This is a genomic window from Pseudomonas sp. FSL R10-2964 (assembly GCF_009600035.1).
Taxonomy (GTDB): domain Bacteria; phylum Pseudomonadota; class Gammaproteobacteria; order Pseudomonadales; family Pseudomonadaceae; genus Aquipseudomonas; species Aquipseudomonas bubulae.
On sequence record NZ_WIWH01000005.1, the window covers coordinates 36913 to 57881 of the forward strand.

At 60.1% G+C, this 20969-nt stretch carries 19 protein-coding genes and 1 other RNA gene; 4 read left to right on the forward strand and 16 right to left on the reverse strand.

The window, feature by feature from the left end:
• Nucleotides 1-67: 67 nt before the first annotated feature.
• From ftsA to rsmI, 16 genes are all read right to left on the reverse strand, one after another.
• Complete coding sequence (ftsA, locus tag GHN92_RS03965) at nucleotides 68-1327, reverse strand: cell division protein FtsA (protein WP_016779533.1); 1260 nt, start codon at nucleotides 1325-1327, stop codon at nucleotides 68-70.
• 15 nt (nucleotides 1328-1342) lie between these two features.
• Nucleotides 1343-2209, reverse strand: a complete 867-nt coding sequence (locus GHN92_RS03970) for a cell division protein FtsQ/DivIB (protein ID WP_095001532.1) — start codon at nucleotides 2207-2209, stop codon at nucleotides 1343-1345.
• Nucleotides 2210-2213: 4 nt separating this feature from the next.
• Nucleotides 2214-3170 (reverse strand): D-alanine--D-alanine ligase, encoded by a 957-nt coding sequence (locus GHN92_RS03975; RefSeq protein WP_088379010.1) that lies wholly within the window; start codon nucleotides 3168-3170, stop codon nucleotides 2214-2216.
• Nucleotides 3167-4627: a UDP-N-acetylmuramate--L-alanine ligase gene (murC, locus tag GHN92_RS03980; protein WP_095001533.1), complete on the reverse strand. Its 1461-nt coding sequence runs from the start codon at nucleotides 4625-4627 to the stop codon at nucleotides 3167-3169. Before murC ends, GHN92_RS03975 begins: the two co-directional genes overlap by 4 nt.
• Nucleotides 4620-5690, reverse strand: a complete 1071-nt coding sequence (gene murG / locus GHN92_RS03985) for an undecaprenyldiphospho-muramoylpentapeptide beta-N-acetylglucosaminyltransferase (RefSeq protein ID WP_095026394.1) — start codon at nucleotides 5688-5690, stop codon at nucleotides 4620-4622. Before murG ends, murC begins: the two co-directional genes overlap by 8 nt.
• Nucleotides 5680-6894, reverse strand: coding sequence for a putative lipid II flippase FtsW (gene ftsW, locus GHN92_RS03990; RefSeq protein WP_095001535.1), 1215 nt, complete (start codon nucleotides 6892-6894; stop codon nucleotides 5680-5682). The genes murG and ftsW overlap by 11 nt, the downstream gene beginning before the upstream one ends.
• Nucleotides 6891-8237 (reverse strand): UDP-N-acetylmuramoyl-L-alanine--D-glutamate ligase, encoded by a 1347-nt coding sequence (murD, locus tag GHN92_RS03995; RefSeq protein WP_178102595.1) that lies wholly within the window; start codon nucleotides 8235-8237, stop codon nucleotides 6891-6893. Before murD ends, ftsW begins: the two co-directional genes overlap by 4 nt.
• 5 nt (nucleotides 8238-8242) lie before the next feature.
• Nucleotides 8243-9325, reverse strand: a complete 1083-nt coding sequence (gene mraY, locus GHN92_RS04000; RefSeq protein ID WP_095001537.1) for a phospho-N-acetylmuramoyl-pentapeptide-transferase — start codon at nucleotides 9323-9325, stop codon at nucleotides 8243-8245.
• Nucleotides 9325-10692, reverse strand: a complete 1368-nt coding sequence (murF, locus tag GHN92_RS04005; RefSeq protein WP_153379422.1) for a UDP-N-acetylmuramoyl-tripeptide--D-alanyl-D-alanine ligase — start codon at nucleotides 10690-10692, stop codon at nucleotides 9325-9327. Before murF ends, mraY begins: the two co-directional genes overlap by 1 nt.
• Complete coding sequence (locus GHN92_RS04010; RefSeq protein WP_153379424.1) at nucleotides 10685-12148, reverse strand: UDP-N-acetylmuramoyl-L-alanyl-D-glutamate--2,6-diaminopimelate ligase; 1464 nt, start codon at nucleotides 12146-12148, stop codon at nucleotides 10685-10687. Before GHN92_RS04010 ends, murF begins: the two co-directional genes overlap by 8 nt.
• Nucleotides 12148-13896 (reverse strand): penicillin-binding protein 2, encoded by a 1749-nt coding sequence (locus tag GHN92_RS04015; RefSeq protein ID WP_095018295.1) that lies wholly within the window; start codon nucleotides 13894-13896, stop codon nucleotides 12148-12150. The genes GHN92_RS04010 and GHN92_RS04015 overlap by 1 nt, the downstream gene beginning before the upstream one ends.
• Nucleotides 13893-14186, reverse strand: a complete 294-nt coding sequence (ftsL, locus tag GHN92_RS04020) for a cell division protein FtsL (RefSeq protein WP_019823808.1) — start codon at nucleotides 14184-14186, stop codon at nucleotides 13893-13895. The genes GHN92_RS04015 and ftsL overlap by 4 nt, the downstream gene beginning before the upstream one ends.
• Nucleotides 14183-15130, reverse strand: a complete 948-nt coding sequence (gene rsmH, locus GHN92_RS04025) for a 16S rRNA (cytosine(1402)-N(4))-methyltransferase RsmH (RefSeq protein WP_165446504.1) — start codon at nucleotides 15128-15130, stop codon at nucleotides 14183-14185. Before rsmH ends, ftsL begins: the two co-directional genes overlap by 4 nt.
• A complete protein-coding gene (mraZ, locus tag GHN92_RS04030; protein WP_095001541.1) occupies nucleotides 15127-15582 on the reverse strand; it encodes a division/cell wall cluster transcriptional repressor MraZ in 456 nt (151 codons plus the stop codon). The genes rsmH and mraZ overlap by 4 nt, the downstream gene beginning before the upstream one ends.
• 357 nt (nucleotides 15583-15939) lie before the next feature.
• Nucleotides 15940-16293: RNase P RNA component class A (rnpB, locus tag GHN92_RS04035), an RNA gene on the reverse strand.
• 140 nt (nucleotides 16294-16433) lie between these two features.
• Nucleotides 16434-17288, reverse strand: coding sequence for a 16S rRNA (cytidine(1402)-2'-O)-methyltransferase (gene rsmI / locus GHN92_RS04040; RefSeq protein ID WP_095001542.1), 855 nt, complete (start codon nucleotides 17286-17288; stop codon nucleotides 16434-16436).
• Nucleotides 17289-17523: 235 nt separating this feature from the next.
• On the opposite strand from rsmI, the gene GHN92_RS04045 reads away from it, so the two are divergent.
• The 4 genes from GHN92_RS04045 to GHN92_RS04060 all read left to right on the forward strand — a co-directional run bounded on the left by GHN92_RS04045 (nucleotide 17524) and on the right by GHN92_RS04060 (nucleotide 20967).
• Nucleotides 17524-19296 (forward strand): penicillin-binding protein activator, encoded by a 1773-nt coding sequence (locus tag GHN92_RS04045; RefSeq protein WP_095018294.1) that lies wholly within the window; start codon nucleotides 17524-17526, stop codon nucleotides 19294-19296.
• Nucleotides 19296-19661 carry a YraN family protein gene (locus tag GHN92_RS04050; protein ID WP_153379441.1) on the forward strand — a complete coding sequence of 122 codons (366 nt, stop codon included), beginning with the start codon at nucleotides 19296-19298 and terminating at the stop codon, nucleotides 19659-19661. The genes GHN92_RS04045 and GHN92_RS04050 overlap by 1 nt, the downstream gene beginning before the upstream one ends.
• Nucleotides 19662-19795: 134 nt before the next feature.
• Entirely contained in the window at nucleotides 19796-20389 is a 594-nt protein-coding gene (locus GHN92_RS04055; RefSeq protein WP_095001545.1) for a phosphoheptose isomerase, read from the forward strand.
• Complete coding sequence (locus GHN92_RS04060) at nucleotides 20386-20967, forward strand: BON domain-containing protein (RefSeq protein WP_095001546.1); 582 nt, start codon at nucleotides 20386-20388, stop codon at nucleotides 20965-20967. Before GHN92_RS04055 ends, GHN92_RS04060 begins: the two co-directional genes overlap by 4 nt.
• Nucleotides 20968-20969 lie beyond the last annotated feature (2 nt).

The following is a 20969-nucleotide window of genomic DNA, read 5'->3' on the forward strand; positions in this document are numbered from 1 at the left end:
TCTCCTTTCATTTCTCTAGTTTTTTTCGCCTACTTCTACCGCTTTGAATCTGTTTACAGCTCAAGCTTTAAAAGTTGCCCTGTACCCAGCGCTTGAGGCGCTCAAGCACAGGGGCTTTTTGTTCGTCACTGCTGTAGTTGTCGCGGTTGCTGATACCCGATATCGAAATACCGTCTGACTGCTTTTGCAGCCCGTACAACAACAAGCCCACAGCGGTGGAATAAATCGGATTGCGCACAACGTCGGTGAGGCCCTTGAAACTGTGCGGCACACCCAGACGGACCGGCATGTGGAAGATCTCTTCGGCCAGTTCGACCGCGCCTTCCATCTTTGAAGTACCACCGGTCAACACGATGCCCGCCGGAATCAGGTCTTCGTAACCGCTGCGACGCAGCTCGGCCTGAATCAGGGTGAACAGCTCGTCGTAACGCGGCTCGACCACTTCGGCCAGGGCCTGACGGGACAGTTCACGGGGTGGGCGATCGCCCACGCTTGGCACCTTGATGGTTTCGCCGGCACCGGCCAGTTTGGCCAGTGCACAGGCGTAACGAATCTTGATTTCTTCGGCATATTGCGTTGGTGTACGCAACGCCATGGCGATGTCGTTGGTCACCTGGTCACCGGCAATCGGTATCACTGCCGTATGGCGAATCGCGCCTTCGGTGAAGATCGCGATGTCGGTGGTGCCGCCGCCGATATCAACCAGGCAAACGCCCAGTTCCTTTTCATCATCGGTCAGTACCGAGTAAGCCGATGCCAACTGCTCAAGGATGATGTCGTCCACCTCAAGGCCACAGCGGCGTACACACTTCTCGATGTTTTGCGCGGCATTCACGGCGCAGGTCACGACGTGAACCTTGGCTTCAAGACGTACGCCCGACATGCCCAGTGGCTCACGTACGCCTTCCTGGTTATCGATCACATAGTCCTGCGCCAGGGTGTGCAGCACACGCTGGTCAGCCGGGATCGCGACAGCCTGGGCGGCGTCGAGGACGCGCTCAAGGTCGGCGGTGCTGACTTCACGATCACGAATCGCCACGATGCCGTGGGAATTCAGGCTGCGGATGTGATTGCCGGCCACGCCGACAAATGCCGAGTGAATCCGGCAACCGGCCATCAGCTGCGCTTCTTCGATGGCGCGCTGGATCGATTGCACGGTGGACTCGATGTTCACCACCACGCCTTTCTTCAGGCCACGGGACGGGTGCGTGCCAATACCGACGATTTCGATCGTGCCGTCTTCACCGACCTCGCCTACCAGCGCAACCACCTTGGAGGTGCCGATATCGAGGCCGACGATCATTTTGCCGCTTTGCACATTTGCCATGGGTCCTGCCTCTTCTTAATTCTTCGCGACAGCGGGTTGGGCTATCGTGGGTGCCACAGGTTCCCGCCAGCCGACGGCCAATCCGTTGGCATAACGCAAATCGATGCGCGCTATGTTTGTAATCTGTTCTTTCAGCGTTTTTTCATAGATGGCTATGAAGCGACGCATTTTTTCTACCAGATGATCGCGCCCCAACAACAGCTCGATCCCGGGCCCTGCACTACCGGCTCCAGTGGTCAGGAACCAGCTACCGCGCTCACGCAACTCCAGCCGGGCTATGGAAAAGCCCATCGGACGCAGCATCTGGCTCAACACCTGATACTGCTGCATCACCTGCTGCTGAGCCCGTTGTGGACCAAACAGCTGCGGCAAATGTTCGTAATTGGCCAGCTCACGCGGGGTGAACGCCTGGCCCTGGTTGTTCAACAGTGCCTCATCCCCCCAACGCGCAACCGGCAGTTGCTCTTCAAGGCGAATCACCACCTGATCGGGCCACACGCGACGGACTTCGGCGTGGGCGATCCAGGGCATCTGCTCGAGCTCGGTGCGCATGCCTTCCAGGTCTACGGTGAAGAAGCTCGCTGCCACATAAGGGGCAATGCGCTGCTGCACGGCTTGCTGGCTGATATAGGTCAAATCGCCCTGCACGTTGATATTGGTGATCGGGCGGTCGGCATAGGGCATCAGGCGCTGCGCACCTTCATAGGTGCCATAACCCAACGCCACCAGCAGCACCGGCCAGAACAACGCTTTCAAAAAGCCGAAATTGGCTTTTGGCAAACGCACCGACATCGGCTCTTTCGCCACCATCCGGCTGGCGCCACGCGGCACCGGCTTGCGGCCGGGAGCGGGTGGTTGATGACGAAGCGATGCACCTTGCATGGACTTAACCCCGCGCCTCTAAACTTGCCGCCAGAATCGACAGCACCAGCTGTTGGAAATCCAGACCCGCCGCCTTGGCCGCCATCGGCACCAGGCTGTGATCGGTCATGCCCGGCGCGGTGTTGACTTCCAGCAGCCAGAACTGGCCTGCAGTGTCCTGCATCACGTCCAGACGGCCCCAACCGGCAATGCCGATCGCCTCGCAGGCTTTCGCCGTGAGGTCCATGAGCTCCTGTTCCTTGGCACTGTCGAGGCCGCACGGGATCCGATACTGGGTATCGTTGGCCACGTACTTGGCGTCGTAGTCGTAAAAGCTGTGGGGCGTACCCAGGGCAATCGGTGGCAACACCTGGTCACGCAGGGTGGCGATGGTGAACTCGGGACCTGTGATCCACTGCTCAACCAACACTTGCGAGTCGTACTTGCTGGCATCGGCCCACGCGACGATCAACTCGTCCACGTTACTCACTTTGGCCATACCGATACTTGAACCTTCATGAGCCGGTTTGACGATCAAAGGGAAGCTCAGTTCCTTGGCCGCAGAAATACAATCGGCTTCGCTGCTCAATACTGCGTGACGTGGCGTTGGAATACCCAGGCTGTGCCACACCTGTTTGGTGCGCAGCTTGTCCATGGCCAGGGCCGACGCGAGGATGCCGCTGCCGGTGTAAGGAATGCCCAGGCACTCCAGTAGGCCTTGCATGCTGCCGTCTTCACCGCCACGACCATGAAGGATGATGAACGCGCGGTCGATTTTTTCGCTGGTGATACGGGTGATGAAGTCATCGCCCACATCAATACCGAAGGCATCCACACCGGCGCTTTGCAGCGCGCCCAGCACGGCATTGCCCGACTTCAACGAGACTTCACGCTCAGCGCTTTTGCCGCCGAACAACACGGCCACACGGCCGAAATCGGCTGGGGCAATGGTCGAGAACAGATTGGCATAGGCAGCAGTCATTTCAACTTTCCTTCACTGGTAGCGGCAACAGCGCCGGCGAACAGCGGGCTCTTGATAAGTTGCGGTGCCAGACGGCCGATATCGCCCGCCCCTTGGCACAACAGAATGTCGCCAGCGCGCAGCAGCGGCTTGACGATCGGCGCCAGCTCGACGCCGCGCTCGATGTAGATCGGGTCCAGCTGGCCGCGCTGACGGATGCTGTGGCACAGCTGGCGGCTGTCAGCCCCGGGAATCGGCTCTTCGCCAGCCGGGTAGACTTCCATCAACAGCAATACGTTGGCATCGGCCAGTACCTGGACGAAATCGTCGTACAGGTCACGGGTGCGGCTGAAACGGTGCGGCTGGTACACCATCACCAGGCGACGTTCCGGCCAGCCACCACGTACGGCCTTGATCACCGCGGCGACTTCGGTCGGGTGGTGACCGTAGTCATCGACCAGCATCACGCTGCCGCCATCAACTGGCAGCTCGCCATAAACCTGGAAGCGTCGCCCCACCCCTTCAAAGCCCGACAGGCCCTGAACGATGGCTTCATCGCTGATGCCTTCATCAGAGGCTATGCAGATGGTGGCAAGGGCATTGAGCACGTTGTGGTTGCCCGGCATGTTCACCGACACATCCAGCGGCTCGCGGTCAGGGCGCAACACGGTGAAGAAGGTTTGCATGCCCTGCTGGCGCACATTGATCGCGCGTACATCAGCGTTTTCGCTGAAGCCGTAGGTCACGGTCGGACGCTTGACCAGCGGCAGGATTTCACGCACCACCGGATCGTCCAGGCACAGCACGGCCAAGCCGTAGAACGGCAGGTTGTGCAGGAACTCGACGAAGGTCTTCTTCAGCTTGTTGAAGTCGCCTTCGTAGGTCGCCATATGGTCGGCGTCAATATTGGTGACCACCGCCACCAACGGCTGCAGATGCAGGAAGCTGGCATCGCTTTCATCAGCTTCGGCAATCAGGTAACGGCTGGTACCCAGTTGTGCATTGGTACCGGCTGCATTCAGGCGGCCACCGATCACGAACGTCGGGTCCAGGCCACCGGCCGCGAACACCGAGGCCAGCAAGCTGGTGGTAGTGGTTTTGCCGTGGGTACCGGCAACAGCGATACCGTGGCGATAGCGCATCAGCTCGGCCAGCATCTCGGCACGAGGCACCACCGGAATGCGGCGCTCAAGTGCGCTCGCAACCTCGGGGTTGGAGGTATTCACGGCACTCGATACCACCAGCACATCGGCGTTGGCAGCGTTCTCGGCGCGGTGGCCGATATAAATGTGTGCGCCGAAGGACTCGAGCCGCTCGGTCACAGGCGAAGCGTTCAGGTCCGAGCCCGACACTTCATAGCCCAGGTTCAGCAACACTTCGGCGATACCGCACATTCCCACACCGCCGATACCGACGAAGTGGATGCGACGGATACGGCGCATTTCCGGTTGTGGCATAGCTTTTTGATTCTCAACCATTGGCCACCTCCAGGCAGATATCTACAACGTTGCGGGTCGCATCGGGTTTGGCCAGGCGGCGGGCATTGGCCGCCATGCTGTTGAGTCGTTCCGGTTGCATCAAAACCTCTGTCAGGCGTGCAGCCAGTTCGGCTGCGCCAGTTGTCGCTTGCGGCATCAGGAAGGCTGCGCCCTCGCGTGCCAAAAAGTCGGCGTTACGGCTCTGATGGTCATCGATCGCGTGGGGCAATGGCACCAGCAGCGAAGGCAGACCGGCCGCAGCCAGTTCACTGACGGTCAGCGCGCCTGCGCGACAAACCACCAGGTCGGCCCAGCCATAGGCATGGGCCATATCCTTGATAAAAGGCTGTACGTCAGCCTCGACGCCGACCGCGACATAGCGCTCGGCGGTAATCCGGTCATGCTGCTTGCCGGCCTGGTGAAACACTTCAGGGCGAACGTCAGCCGGGACCTTGGCCAGCGCTTCAGGCAACAACTTGTTCAACGGCTCGGCGCCGAGGCTGCCGCCCAGTACCAGCAAGCGCGCCTTGCGCCCTTCGAGCGCAGCCCGAGGCGCCAGGGTAAACAGCTCGGGGCGTACCGGATTACCGGTGCTACGCAGCGTCTGCGAGGCTGCAAAGGTGCCGGGAAAGGCTTCGCACACCCGGCTGGTCATCGGCACCAGCAGGCGGTTGGCCGTACCGGCTACCGCGTTCTGCTCGTGAATGATCACCGGTACACCGCAGGTTTTCGCCGCCAGGCCGCCAGGCCCGGTCACGTAACCGCCAAAACCCAGCACACACACCGGCTTGAGTTGACGAATGATCCTGCGCGCCTGAAACAGCGCCTTGAGCAGTACAAAAGGGGCCTTGAGCAACGACAGCTTGCTCTTGCCACGCAGGCCCGCCACGTTAATCAGGTGCAGTTTGAAACCGGCAGGCTCGACCAGTTCATTCTCGATGCCACGGGGCGTACCGAGCCAGTGCACGGTGTAGCCGCGGGCTTCGAATTCGCGGGCGCAAGCCAGCGCCGGGAACACGTGGCCACCGGTGCCGCCCGCCATGATCAGCACGTTAGCGCCCATGGGTCGGCTCCTCTGCAAAGTCGCTTTCTTTGAAATCGGTCTCTTCACTGCCCAGGTGGGTTCGACTCTCCCACTCGATGCGCAGCAACAGCCCCATGCACACGCAGCAAATCACCAGCGAGCTGCCGCCATAACTGAGGAACGGCAGGGTCAGGCCCTTGGTTGGCAACAAGCCGACGTTTACCCCGATATTGATCAGGAACTGGCCGATCCACAGGAACGACAGGCCATAGGCCATATAAGCCGAGAAATACTGTTTGGCGCGCTCGGCCCACATGCCGATGTACATGCCGCGCACACACACGAATACGAACAGGGCCACGGTCAGCAGCGAGCCGACAACACCCAGCTCTTCTGCCAGTACCGAAAACACGAAGTCGGTATGTGCTTCAGGCAGGTAGAACTGCTTCTGCACACTGTTGCCCAGGCCCACGCCAAACCACTCGCCGCGACCGAAGGCGATCAGGGCCTGGGTCAACTGGTAGCCGGAGCCGAACTGGTCGGACCACGGGTCGGTAAAGGTAATCAAACGCGCCATACGGTAAGGCTGTGCCTGTACCAGCACGAACACCGCGCCGACAGCCAGCGCCACCATCAGAGCGAAACGGAACAGGCCGACACCACCGAGAAACAGCATGGCAGCAGCGGCGCCCATCATCACAACCGTGGCTCCGAAGTCGGGCTCCATCAGCAGCAGGCCGGCCATTGGCAGCAGCACGATAAATGGCTTGAAAAAGCCCATCCAGCTATCCCGCACTTCCTTCTGCTGACGCACCAGGTAGCCCGCCAGGTAGATCACCACAAAGACCTTGGCGATCTCCGAAGGCTGCACGTTGAAGAAGCTGAAACCGATCCAGCGCATCGAGCCGTTTACCTCACGGCCAATGCCCGGGATCAGTACGGCCACCAGCAAACCGAATGCACCGATCAGCAACATGAAGCCCATGCGTTGCCAGGTCGCGATCGGCACCATCATGGTCATGATGCATGCGCCCAGGCCGAGCACGATGTAAAACAGGTGGCGGATCATGTGGTACAGGGTGTTGCCCGACTGCAACGCCGCCACTTCGGACGAAGCCGAAGTGATCATCACCAGCCCCAGACCGAGCAAGGCCAGGCAACCGGCGAGCAACGGGAAGTCGAGGTCGATGCCACGGCCCGTAATCAGCGGTGAAGGATAAGGCTTGAGGATGCCGAACATCATGCCAGCACCTCCACGGCGCGAGCGAACAACTGGCCGCGCTCTTCGTAGTTTTTGAACATGTCGAAACTGGCGCAGGCTGGCGACAGCAAGACTGCATCACCCGATTGCGCCAGTGAGCGGCTCAGTGCGATGGCTTCGTCCAGCGAACCGGCACGCACTTGCGGCACGGCATCGCCAAGGGCGTCGGCTATCAGCCCCGCATCACGACCTATCAACACTGCCGCGCGGCAGTGCTTGGCAACCGAATCACGCAAGCCGCTGAAATCCGCGCCCTTGCCGTCGCCGCCGGCGATAAGGATCAGCTTGCCATCCATGTCCATCCCCAGCCCTTCGATAGCAGCCAGTGCCGCGCCGACGTTGGTGGCCTTGGAGTCGTTGTAGTAGCTCACGCCATCCAGCTCGCGCACCCACTGACAGCGATGCTCAAGACCGGTGAAATTGCGCAGGCTGGCGAGCATGGCGTCGAACGGCAGACCAACCGCGTGACCCAGCGCCAGGGCAGCCAGGGCATTGGCCTGATTATGTGCGCCACGCACTTTCAGCTCGCGCACGGGCATGAGGTTCTGGAATTCGAAAGCGAGGTATTTTTCGCCATTTTCTTCACGCAGGCCGAAGGCCTTGAAGTCCGGCGCGCTGAGGCCGAAAGTCCAGCACGGCTGACCTTCGCTCATCAGCGGGCGGGTCAGGGTATCCTGACGATTGACCACCACCTGCCGGGCGCCACGGAAGATCCGGTGCTTGGCCAGGTGGTACGCAGGCAGGCCGCTGTAGCGGTCCATATGGTCTTCGCTGACATTGAGCACTGTGGCCACTTCAGCACCCAGCTGGTTGGTGGTCTCCAGCTGGAAGCTCGACAGCTCCATCACGTACAGCTCGATATCATCGCTGAGCAGGTCCAGTGCCGGCGTGCCAAGGTTGCCACCCACCGCAACGCGCTTGCCGGCTGCCGCAGCCATTTCACCGACCAGGGTGGTCACGGTGCTTTTGGCGTTGGAACCACTGATTGCCACGATAGGCGCTTTCGCGTTACGCGCGAACAGGTCGATGTCGCCCGACAGTTTCACGCCGCGGGCAGCAGCAGCTTGCAGCGCCGGAGTCGCCAGGGCCAGGCCGGGGCTCACGTAAAGCTCGTCGGCGCGGCACAGGAATTCGACATCCAGCTCGCCACAACGCACTTCCACTTGCGGGTAGTCACGGCGCAGCGTGGCAAGCTCCGGCGGGTTTTCCCGCGTATCTGCCACGGCAAACGACACGCCCCGTTGCGCCAGGAAGCGCACCAGGGACATGCCGCTCTTGCCGAGGCCGACAACGATGCGGAAGTGGTCAGAAGCGATCAGAGACACAGGTTCTACCTCAGCTTCAGTGTGGCAAGGCCGACCAGTACGAGAATCACGGTAATGATCCAGAAGCGGACGATCACACGTGGCTCAGGCCAGCCTTTGAGTTCAAAGTGGTGATGAATCGGCGCCATGCGGAACACCCGCTTGCCGGTCAACTTGAAGGACGCTACCTGGATCACCACGGACAGGGTTTCCATCACGAACACACCGCCCATGATGAACAACACGATTTCCTGGCGCACGATCACGGCGATAGTGCCCAGGGCTGCGCCCAGCGCCAGTGCGCCGACATCACCCATAAAGACTTGTGCCGGGTAGGTGTTGAACCACAGGAACCCGAGACCGGCGCCAATCAATGCGCCGCAGAACACAATCAACTCACCCGCGCCCGGTACATAAGGGATCAGCAGGTAGTCGGCAAATTTCACGTTGCCCGACAGGTAGCAGAAGATACCCAGCGCACCGCCGACCATCACGGTGGGCATGATCGCCAGGCCATCGAGGCCGTCAGTCAGGTTGACCGCATTGCTCGAACCCACGATCACAAAGTAGGTGAGAACAACAAAGCCGATGCCCAGCGGAATGCTGGCGTCCTTGAGGATGGGCAGGATCAGCGTGGTTTCCACCGCGCTTGGCGCCGTCACGTACAAGAAGATCGCCGCGCCCAGACCGAACACCGACTGCCAGAAATACTTCCAGCGGCTTGGCAAGCCACGGGAGTTTTTTTCGATTACCTTGCGGTAGTCATCCACCCAGCCGATGGCGCCGAACAACAGGGTCACGATCAGCACGACCCACACATAACGGTTGCTCAGGTCAGCCCACAACAGGGTGCTGATGGCGATGGCCGACAGGATCAACGCGCCGCCCATGGTCGGAGTGCCCGATTTGGACAGGTGCGATTGTGGGCCGTCATTACGTACCGACTGGCCGATCTGACGGTTTTGCAGGGTGCGGATCATCCACGGCCCCAGGCACAGCGACAAGGTCAACGCGGTCAGCACCCCGAGGATCCCGCGCAGGGACAGGTACTGGAAGACCGCGAAGCCTTTATGGAACTGTTGCAGATACTCCGCTAGCAGCAGCAGCATTAATGTTTCTCCCCGCTGGAACCGCACAAAGCCGCAACGACGTTTTCCATCGCAGCGCTGCGCGAGCCCTTGATCAAAATAGTGGTGTTTGTTTCGTGCTCAGCGCGAAGCGCCTTGATCAGGTCAGCCTGATTGGCGAAGTGACGAGCCTGGTGTCCAAAAGCAGTGACGGCATGAGCCATCATGGGTCCCACCGCATAGAGCGCTGAAACTTTGTCGGCGGCATAAGCGCCTACTTCACGATGTCCTTGCTCCGCCCACTCACCCAGTTCGCCAATATCTCCGAGCACCAGGACGGTGCGGCCGGAAAAGGCGGCGAGTATATCAACGGCAGCGCACATTGAGGTGGGGTTTGCGTTGTAAGTGTCATCAATAATTCGCAGGCCCGCGGCGGTCAATTGCGCGACAGCGCGACCTTTTACCGGCAACACGGCTTCAAGGCCGGTTTTGATACCAAACAGCGACACGCCGAGGGCGTGAGCAGCTGCCGCAGCGGCCAGTGCGTTGGCCACGTTGTGGGTGCCCAACAGGTTAAGTTGGACCTGCTCGCTACCCAGCGGGCTGTGCAAGGTGAAGCCCGGGCAACCGCGAGCGTCACGGCTCAGATCGCTGGCATAAAAATCGGCTTGAGGGTTGTTCAAGGCAAAACTCAGCACCTTGCGCCCCGCTGCCCGGTTATTCCAGATGGCGAATGCCTTGTCATCCAGATTCAGGACAGCGATTCCGTCAGCCTTCAGCCCTTCGATGATTTCGCCCTTGGCTTCGACGATTTTATCCGGGCCACCGAACTCGCCCACGTGAGCAGTACCGGCATTGTTGAGCACGGCGACATGGGGCTGGGTCATGGCCACGGTGTAGGCAATTTCGCCGAGGCGCGAAGCGCCCAGCTCAATAACCGCAGCCGTGTGCTCAGCTGTCAGTTCCAGCAGCGTCAACGGCACGCCCAGATCGTTGTTCAGGTTGCCTTTGGTTGCCAGCACCGGGCCACGGGTGCGCAGAATGCAGGCGAGCATTTCTTTGACCGTGGTCTTGCCGCTTGAGCCGGTAATCGCCGCCACCGGTTTGTCGTAGCCGGCACGGTTGAGCGCACCCAGGCGACCCAAAGCTTCGCGGGTGTCCTTGACCACCAGTTGTGGCAGCGCCGACTCCGGCACTTCGCGCTCAACCAGCGCGGCAACGGCGCCCTTGGCAGCCACTTCATTGAGGTAGTCGTGGCCATCGAAACGCGGGCCGGTCAGCGCAATAAACAGCTGACCCTTGCTGATCGCCCGGCTGTCGATGCTGACCCCACTGAAACGGCAGTCGACTTCAACCACTCGCCCCTGCAGGGCAGCAGCCACTTCACTGAGCAACAGAGGCTTAAGCATGGGCAGCCTCCCAAGTGTTCAAGGCTTTTTCGGCTTCGACCAGATCAGAGAAGTCATGGCGTTCGCCGTTGATTTCCTGATAGTCCTCATGACCTTTACCCGCCAGCACGATCACGTCTTCTGCCTGTGCATTGGCAATAATCCGGGCAATGGCATCGCCGCGACCGGCGACAAAGGTGACGTTCTGCGGCGCAGCGAAACCGCCACGGATATCATCGAAGATCTGCCCTGCAGCTTCGGTGCGCGGATTGTCGTCAGTGACCAGAACACCATCAGCCAAACGCTCAACCACCTGCGCCATCAACGGGCGCTTGCCGCGGTCACGGTCGCCGCCGCAGCCGAACAGGCACAGCAGTTGGCCCTTGACATGCGGGCGCAGGGCTAGCAGTACTTTTTCCAGTGCATCCGGGGTGTGGGCGTAGTCGACCACCACCAGCGGCTTGTTGCCGCCACCCAAACGCTGCATGCGACCGACCGGGCCTTCCAGCTTGGGCAGCACTTTGAGAATTTCGTCCAGCGGGTAGTCCAGCCCGAGCAAGGCGCCAACGGCAGCCAATACGTTACTCAGGTTGAAACGCCCCAGCAGCGAGCTGCGCAACAGATGCTCGCCTTGCGCCGTCACCACGGTGGCCCGCACACCGTCATCATCAAAAATGGCATCACGGCAGTACAAGGTGGCCCCTGTGTCCTCAAGGCTATAGCTGATCAGGCGCGACTCATGCTTTTCAGCGGCCAGTTGGCGGCCAAATTCATCGTCCAGGTTCAGCACCCGGCAGCGCAGGTCCGGCCAGGCAAACAACTTGGCCTTGGCGGCGGCGTAAGCCTCTATCGTGCCGTGGTAATCCAGATGGTCGCGGGACAGATTGGTCAGCACAGCGACGTCAAATGCCAACGCACTGACGCGCCCCTGATCCAGGCCATGGGAAGAAACCTCCATCGCTACCGCTTTGGCCCCGGCCTTTTTCAGGTCGGCCAGCATGGCCTGTACGGCAATCGGGTCTGGCGTGGTGTGACGGCCACTTTGCAGCGCGCCATAAAAACCGGTGCCCAAGGTGCCGACGATGCCGCAGTGCTGACCCAGCAGGTCAAGCGCCTGGGCCACCAGCTGAGTGACGCTGGTTTTGCCGTTGGTGCCAGTGACACCTACCAGATTCAGATGCCGGCTGGGCTCACCATAAAAACGCCCGGCGATATCCGACAGCTGGGCCGCAAGGCCCTTGACCGGAATCAGCGGCACGGCAGAGATAGGCAGCACATCAGCGCCGTCCACTTCATAGGCCACGGCAGCAGCGCCGCGCTTAAGGGCGTCAGCGATATGTTCACGACCATCGAGCTTGCCGCCAGGCACCGCAAGGAACAGATCACCTGCGCGTACATTGCGGCTGTCGAGGGTCAGTTCACGGATCAGCAGATCGTGACCGGCGTGAGGAAAAATCTTGTTCAGGCTCAGGGACATTAGCCACGCCCTCCTTTGGCTGCTGCAGCGGCTGCCGCTGCTTGTTGCTCCGCTGCCGTTGGCAGGTTATCCGGGATCACGTTCATCAGACGCAGCGTGCCGGACATGACTTTGCTGAATACCGGTGCCGAAACCAGACCACCGAAGTAGCCCGCCTTGCTCGGCTCATCGATCACCACGACGATCGCGTACCGCGGGTCGCTCATGGGACCAAAGCCGGCAAACAGGGAACGGTAGGAGTTCACTGCGTAGCCTTTTACCCCACCACCCGTGGTTTTACGCGCCGTACCCGACTTGCCGCCGACGTGATACGCCGGAACCTTGGCACGCCATACACCACGCGGGTTTTCGATTACTTCCTGGAGCATGCCCTGCAGCGTCTTGGCGACTTGCTCCGGCATGACCTGAGCGGCCTGAACAGGTTTGTCCTTGTCTGTCTTGAGCAGGGTCAGCGGAGCGAGCTTGCCGTTGTTGGCCAGGGCCGAGAAGGCATGCACCAGCTGGATCGCGGTCACGGACACGCCGTAGCCGTAAGACAGGGTCGCGGTTTCCGCCTTGCGCCATTCACGGTAGTTGGGCAGGTTGCCCACACGCTCGCCCGGGAAGCCCAGACCGGTGTCCTGGCCCAGGCCCATCTTGGCCATCTGGCGGAAGATCGCTTCACCGCCGATATCGAAGGCCACCTTGCTCATCCCCACGTTACTGGAGTTGATCAGGATGCCGGTCAGGTCGAGGACCGGACCTTCAGTGCGCGATACGTCACGAATGGTGTATTTGCCCAGCTGCAAGGTGCCCGGGTACACCTCAACCTTGTCGGTGGGTTTCCAGCGCCCGGTTTCCAGGGCGGCACTCATGGAGATCGGTTTGACCGTCGAGCCCGGCTCGAACACGTCGATCATGGCGCGGTTACGCATCATCGCCGGTTGCAGGTTGCGCCGGTTATTCGGGTTGTAGGTGGGTTGGTTGACCATGGCCAGAATCTCGCCGGTCTTCACATCCATGATCACCAGGCTGCCAGCCTTGGCGCCGTTCTCGACCAGCGCATTGCGCAGTTCGCGGTTGGCCAGGTATTGCAGGCGCAGGTCAATCGACAACGCCAAGGTCTTGCCGGCCTTGGCGTTTTTGGTCACTTGCACGTCTTTGATCAGACGCCCGCGCCGGTCCTTGATCACTTGCCGCTTGCCCGGCACCCCGGCCAGCCATTCGTCATAGGCCAGTTCGACGCCTTCGCGTCCTTTATCGTCGATATCGGTAAAGCCGACCATATGCGCCGTCACCTCACCCGCAGGGTAGAAACGACGGAACTCTTCAATGCCATAAACACCCGGCACCTTGAGGTCGAGCACCACCTGGCCCTGCTCGGGAGTCAGGCCCCGCACCAGATAGATAAATTCTTTGTTGGCTTGCTGTTCCAGGCGTGCGGTCAGCACCTTGGGGTCTTGCCCAAGCGCGTGTGCCAGGGCTGGCCAACGGTCTTTGGCAACCTGCATTTCCTTGGCATTGGCCCACAGGGTGGTCACCGGCGTGCTCACGGCCAAAGGCTCGCCATTGCGGTCGGTAATCAGGCCACGGTGTGCAGGGATAGGGATATGCCGCAAGCTGCGAGCATCTCCCTGGCCCTTGAGGAAGTCATGGTCGATAACTTGCAGATAAACGATCTGGCACGCGATTGCACCTACCAGCAGTGCCAGCAATGCCAGCACCACACGAAAACGCCACGGATAGAGCGCGCCTTCGAGTTTGATCATGGCGCCACCATTCGAACTTCTGCTGCGCCAGGAATGCGCATCTTCAGTTGTTCGCTGGCCAGGGTTTCGATGCGGCTATGGGCAGTCCAGGTGCTCTGCTCGAGAATCAGGCGGCCCCATTCGGCCTGCGCCTTGTCCCGTACGCTCAGCTCCCCGTACAGGGTGTTGAGCAACTGGCGGTTCCAGTGGGCGCTATACGAAACGCCCACAGCCGAAACCAGCACGCCAATAAACAACAGCAGCATGAAAAAACTTCCGCCGGGAAGTGGTTTGGCGAAGAGCTTGTTCAACGAAGCTTCTCCGCGACGCGCATGACAGCGCTGCGCGAGCGCGGATTGGCTTTGAGTTCGGCATCGGACGCGGTCTGTGCCTTGCCATGAATCTTGATCTTCGGTTCGAAGGCAACGTGCTGCACGGGCAAGCCGCGCGGCAGGTTGTCGGGCTCGCCCTTGACCAGTTTGCGCATAAACAGTTTGACGATGCGGTCTTCCAGCGAGTGGAAGCTGATAACGACCAGGCGGCCGCCGATTGCCAGGGACTCAAGGGCAGCTTCAAGGCCAGCCTCAAGGTCACCCAGTTCGTTGTTCACATGAATGCGCAGGCCCTGGAAAGTACGGGTTGCCGGGTGCTTGCCCTTCTCCCAGGCCGGGTTGGCCACTTTCAGCACTTCGGCCAGGTCGCCTGTACGCTCGAACGGCTTGATATCGCGACGCTCGACAACCGCACGGGCCATGCGACCGGAAAACCGCTCTTCGCCGTATTCCTTGAATACGCGGGCGATTTCCTCCTGGGAGGCAGTGTTGACGAACTCGGCCGCGCTGATACCGCGATCAGGGTCCATACGCATGTCCAGCGGGCCGTCATTCATAAAGCTGAAGCCGCGCTCCGGGTCGTCAAGCTGTGGCGAAGAGACACCCAGATCAAGCAACACGCCGTCGACCTTGCCAGCCAGACCGCGCTCGGCAATTTCGGATCCCATTTCCGCAAAACTGCGCTGCACAATGACAAAGCGGCCGTCTTCGGCCGCCAGCGCTTGCCCGGTGGCAATCGCTTGTGGATCTTTATCGAACCCGAGCAGACGCCCCTCAGGGCCCAGCTTCTGGAGTATCAGGCGGCTATGTCCGCCGCGACCGAAGGTGCCATCCAGATAGCATCCATCAGGGCGTACGGCGAGAGCCTCTACGGCTTCGTCGAGCAGTACGGTGATGTGGTTGAAGCCGCTATCTATAGTCACAGAATTAAATCACGCAGTTCGTCAGGCATCGCGCCCGGTTGTTGAATGGCTGCAAGGTCAGCGGCAGAAACCGCCTCCCAAGCATCCTCGTCCCACAGTTGAAACTTGTTCAGCTGGCCCACCAGCATTGCGCGCTTGTCCAGTCGGGCATATTCACGCAAGCGGGGCGGTACCAGAAAACGACCACTGCCATCGAGCTCAAGGTCGACGGCGTTACCAATCAACAGACGTTGCAAGCGGCGGTTTTCTTCACGCAGCGAAGGCAACGCCCGAAGCTTGGTTTCAATCAACTCCCACTCATCGAGGGGGTACACACACAAGCAGGGATCAACGGCATCAATGGTCACGATCAGTTGCCCGGAACTGCGCAAATTCAACTCGTCACGGTACCGGCTCGGCATTGCGAGACGGCCCTTGGCATCGAGACTGATTGCGTTGGCTCCGCGAAACACTGGCCGCATCTCCAAATATTAGCGTTTTACGTCTAAAAAACCCACTTCACGCCACTTTTCACCACTTATGCACACTATAGGAATGCGCCCACACCACCGTCAAGGAGCGGCCTACAGGAAAACCCTTACATAACGGAGATTTAGGAGGGGAAATAGACGTGGAGCAGTAAGCGGAGAGATTTTTTGACCCGCGACGTGCCGCAAATTCAAAGCTCTGGACTTCAAACTTAAAGTAGTTTGTTAAGAGTAAGAACTTTTCGGCATTACGTCGGGAAATAATCTTGCGATGAATTGCAGGGGGGATAAGGCAATTGCGAATATAGCAATCTGCCTGCAGCGCAGACAGAAGAAAAAAAGGTGGAGAGTCGATCTGTAAGCCGGGTTCTGTCGTGAACAGTCATTCGTCTACGATGGCCATCACTGGACATCTTTAGCAACCTACCCGGTCCCAGCGCGGGCCACGCCTTGGGACCCTATTTGGTCTTGCTCCAAGTGGGGTTTACCTAGCCACGAACTGTTGCCAGTCGTGCGGTGCGCTCTTACCGCACCTTTTCACCCTTACCGGCGCCGAAGCGCTTAGGCGGTTATTTTCTGTGGCACTTTCCGTAGGCTCACGCCTCCCAGGCATTACCTGGCACTTCGCCCTATGGAGCCCGGACTTTCCTCCCCCCCCTAATTTTCATAGAGGGCAGCGACTGTCCAATCGACTCTCCGGCGCGAAGATTAACTGTACAGAGCGTATAGAACAAGCGTTAAAAGCCGCAAGGCAGGTTGATTTGCCTGACTTGCGGCCTTTAGCCACGGGCTAGAACACAAAGAAATATCAAAGTGCCATCACGCGATATCAATTATTACTCACTTTTCTGCTTTTCAAGTGCAACTTGGTACAACACGTTTTTGCGCTCACCGGTTATTTCAGCTGCAAGTGCAGCAGCACGCTTGAGCGGCATTTCTTTAAGCAGCAAGTCGAGAATACGCATTGCCTCACTGCTGACCGCGTCTTCCGTTTCTGGCGCAGTCCAGCCGGCAACCAGAACCACACACTCGCCGCGCTGCTGGTTACTGTCGCTTTCAACAAAAGCGCGCAGCTCGGACAGGGGCAAACCTTTGAGCGTCTCGAATGTTTTAGTCAGCTCACGCGCCAGCAATGCCGGGCGCTCGGGCCCGAATACCAATTCAAGATCTTGCAGGCACTCAAGAATACGGTGCGGGGCCTCGTAAAAAATCAGTGTGCGCGGCTCTTCCTTAAGTAATTGCAGCCGCGAACGACGCCCAACCGCCTTGGCCGGCAGGAACCCCTCAAAGATAAAGCGATCAGAAGGCAGCCCCGCAGCCGACAAGGCGGCGATCAAGGCGCAGGCTCCCGGCACGGGCACGACCTTGATCCCGGCAGCGCGCGCCTGACGCACGAGGTGATAGCCGGGGTCGGAGATCAGCGGGGTACCGGCATCCGAGATCAATGCCACATCTTCACCCGCCAGCAAACGCTGGATAAACCGACTGCCTTCATCACGCTCGTTATGCTCGTGACAGGCACCCAGCGGCGTGGAGATACCAAAATGCTGCATCAAGCGCAGGGAGTGGCGCGTGTCTTCGGCCGCAATCAGCGATACATCACGCAATACCTTGAGCGCACGCGCACTGATGTCGTCCAGGTTACCGATGGGCGTGGCCACCACATAAAGTGAGCCAAGAACGGAATTCATATCACCTGGAGCAGTCAAAACGCACACCTCATAAGAGTTAAAGGCGCCATTGTAGCGCGTAGAGCCCTCATGAACGCACCCACCCTGCAGGCCGCAAAACGCCAACCGGGTAAACTTTTAATGCCACAACGTACATAACGCATCTAAATTCAGGCTTTATTGCCTCTAACATCGCGCCCCGGCCAGTGCTTGGGTACACTTCCCAACTCATTTGATCGAGTATCAGGAACACTACATGATCGCTTGCCTGCGGCTGTTCACTGCCCTCTGCCTTGCTGCCCTGCTGGCGGCTTGCGCCAGCTCGCCCTCGTCCAGCCTTGGCGAACTTCCACGGACCCCGGATGCCAGCCTTGAGCAATTGCTCCAGCAGGCCACCGAGAGCACCAATCCGGAAAAGGCCGCCCTGTTGCGCCTGTCGGCAGCCGACCTTGCCCTGCGCCAGCAAAACAACGCCCGCGCCGCGCAGATCCTGGCCATGGTCCCGCTGGACCAGCTCAAGCCCGCACAACAGGTTTTTGCCAACACCCTGGCAGCCGAACTGGCGATGAACCGCAATGATCCCAAGGCCGCAGTCGCCGCCCTGAATCATCCAAGCACATCGATCCTGGGCGAGCTGCCCGTCGACCTGCAAGTGCGCACCCGTACCGTGCATGCCCGCGCCCTGGAGGCTGACGGCCAGGCCCTGGCCGCCGCCCGTGAACGCGCAGCGCTGAGCCCGAACCTGACCGGCGATGCCGCCAACAGCAACAACGACGCTATCTGGGCACTGGTGGCCAGCTTGCCGGCCGAGCAACTGCACGCCCAGGGCAATGATGTACTGAGCGGCTGGATGTCCCTGGCCCTGGCGGTGAAAAGCGCCGGCACCCTGCAAGACCAACAGAACGCGATTGATCAATGGCGCGCACAGAACCCGGCCCACCCGGCCGCTATCCAGCTGCCGACCCCACTGGTCAAGCTCAAGGAGCTGGCCAGCCAGCCCCTGACCAAGATCGCCCTGCTGCTGCCACAGGACGGCCAACTGGCCTCGGTGAGCAAAGCACTGCGTGATGGCTTTATGGCTGCACATTATCAGGCCCAGCAAGCCGGCCAGAACCCGCCGAGCATTCAGTTCTATGACAGCTCGCGCCTGACCTCGCTGGACGAGTTCTACCGCCAGGCACAAGCCGACGGCGTGCAACTGGTGGTTGGCCCACTGGAAAAAAACCTGGTCAAGCAACTGAACAGCCGCCCGCAACTGCCGATTACCACCCTGGCCCTGAACTACAGCGAGGGCACCCAAGGCCCGGCGCAACTGTTTCAGTTCGGTCTGGCGGCTGAAGACGAAGCCCGCGAAGTGGCTCGCCGCGCCCGGGCCGACGGCCTGACCCGCGCTGGCGCCATGGTCCCGGTCGGTGAGTGGGGCGATCGCGTGCTCAAGGCATTCCGCCAGGAATGGGAAGCCCATGGCGGCACCGTCGTTGGCGTTGAACATATCGACAAACCTGTAGCCCTCGCCCAGCAAGTGGCCGATCTGGTGCAACTGCGCAAAAACGGCGGCTCGAGCGAACCAACGCGTCGCCAGGACATGCAGTTCCTGTTCCTCGCCGCGACCCCGCAGCAGGCCCAGCAGATCAAACCCACGCTGAACTACCAGTACGCAGGTGATCTGCCGGTATACGCAACCTCCCACGTATTCAGCGCCAGCGGCGACCAGAACCAGTACAACGACATGAACGGCATCCGTTTTTGCGAGACCCCCTGGCTCCTCGACCCGAACAACCCGCTACGCCAGCAAGTGACCGCACAATGGCCGCAAGCAGGCGGCAGCCTGGGCCGCCTGTATGCGATGGGTATCGACGCCTATCGCCTGGCACCGAGCCTGGGCCAGCTTAAAGCCCTGCCCGACAGCCGGATCGACGGTATGTCCGGCAGCTTGAGCATGAGCCCGACCCAACGTGTAGAACGTCAACTGCAATGGGCCGAATTCGCCAATGGCCAGCCTCAACGCCTGCCGGCTACCGCCAACTGATGCCCAAACGCTCAAGCCAGCAAACTGGCAAGGATGCCGAGCGCCTCGCGCTGCGGCATCTTGAGCAACAGGGTTTGCGCCTGCTGGCACAGAACTGGGCATGCAGGCGCGGCGAGCTGGATCTGGTCATGCTTGACGGCGATACAGTAGTATTCGTCGAAGTTCGTTACCGTCAACATGCGCAATGGGGTGGCGCACTGGCCAGTATTGACGGCCGCAAGCGTCAAAAACTGATACTTGCCGCCCAGCATTTCTTGCAGCAACAGACACGCTGGGCCAATCACCCGTGCCGCTTTGACGTGGTGACGATGGACAGCACAACACCCCGACTGAACTGGCTACGGAATGCCTTTGACAGCCAGTAGCGCTGCCAGGCCGATTCCAGCTCCCTTTTTCAACGATTTTGCTTTGCTTTGCGGGCTGCACATTCTTGTGCCGGGAAGTCACCCAGGAACACCTGGTTCACGCCCGACCAGCCGCCCTACTTAAGGTCACATAGATGGACATGCAATCCCGGATTCGCCAGCTTTTTCAGGCCAGCATCGACACCAAGCAGCAGGCGATGGAAGTGCTTGCCCCTCATATCGAGCAAGCCAGCCAGGTGATGGTTAACGCACTGCTCAATGAAGGCAAGATGCTCTCGTGCGGCAATGGCGGGTCGGCAGGCGACGCCCAGCACTTCTCATCCGAGCTGCTCAACCGCTTCGAGCGCGAGCGCCCGAGCCTGCCTGCCATCGCACTGACCACCGACACGTCGACGATCACCTCGATCGCCAACGACTACAGCTTCAACGAAATCTTCTCCAAGCAGATCCGCGCCCTGGGCCAGCCCGGCGACGTGCTGCTGGCCATTTCCACCAGCGGCAACTCGGCCAACATCATCCAGGCCATCCAGGCGGCCCACGATCGCGAAATGATCGTGGTCGCAATGACGGGCCGTGATGGCGGCGGCATGGCCTCGCTGCTGCTACCCGAGGACGTGGAGATCCGCGTTCCTTCCAGCGTCACTGCACGCATCCAAGAAGTCCACCTGCTGGCGATCCACTGCTTGTGCGATCTGATCGACAGCCAACTGTTCGGGAGTGAAGAATGACTTTAAATCGCCTAGGCCTGGTAGCCCTGACCCTGTGTCTTGGTCTGACCGCCGGTTGCAGCTCGGTACTGACCGCTACCCGCGACACCCCTATCGAGGATGATCGCGGCACCCGCACCTTCGGCAGCAAAATCGATGACTCGCTGATCGAAACCAAGGTCGCCGTGAACGTGGCCAAGGCCAATCCGGATCTGGATACCGGTTCGCACATCGTCGTCACCAGCTACAACGGTATCGTGCTGCTGGCCGGCCAGACCCCGCGTGCAGACCTCAAGGCCCAGGCCGAACAGGCGGCAGCTTCAGTCCAGCGGGTGAAAAAGGTCAACAACGAGCTGCAGGTCATGGCTCCTTCGTCAATCCTGGCGCGCAACAACGACGCCTGGCTGACCACCAAAATCAAGACCCAGATGCTGACTGACAGCGCCATCCCTGGCTCACGCATCAAAATCGTGACCGAGAACGGTATCGTCTACATGCTCGGCCTGGTCACCAAACAGGAGGCCGCCCGCGCCACCAGCCTGGTGCAAGGTGTTTCCGGGGTGCAGAAAATCGTCAAACTGTTTGAGTACATCGACTGACG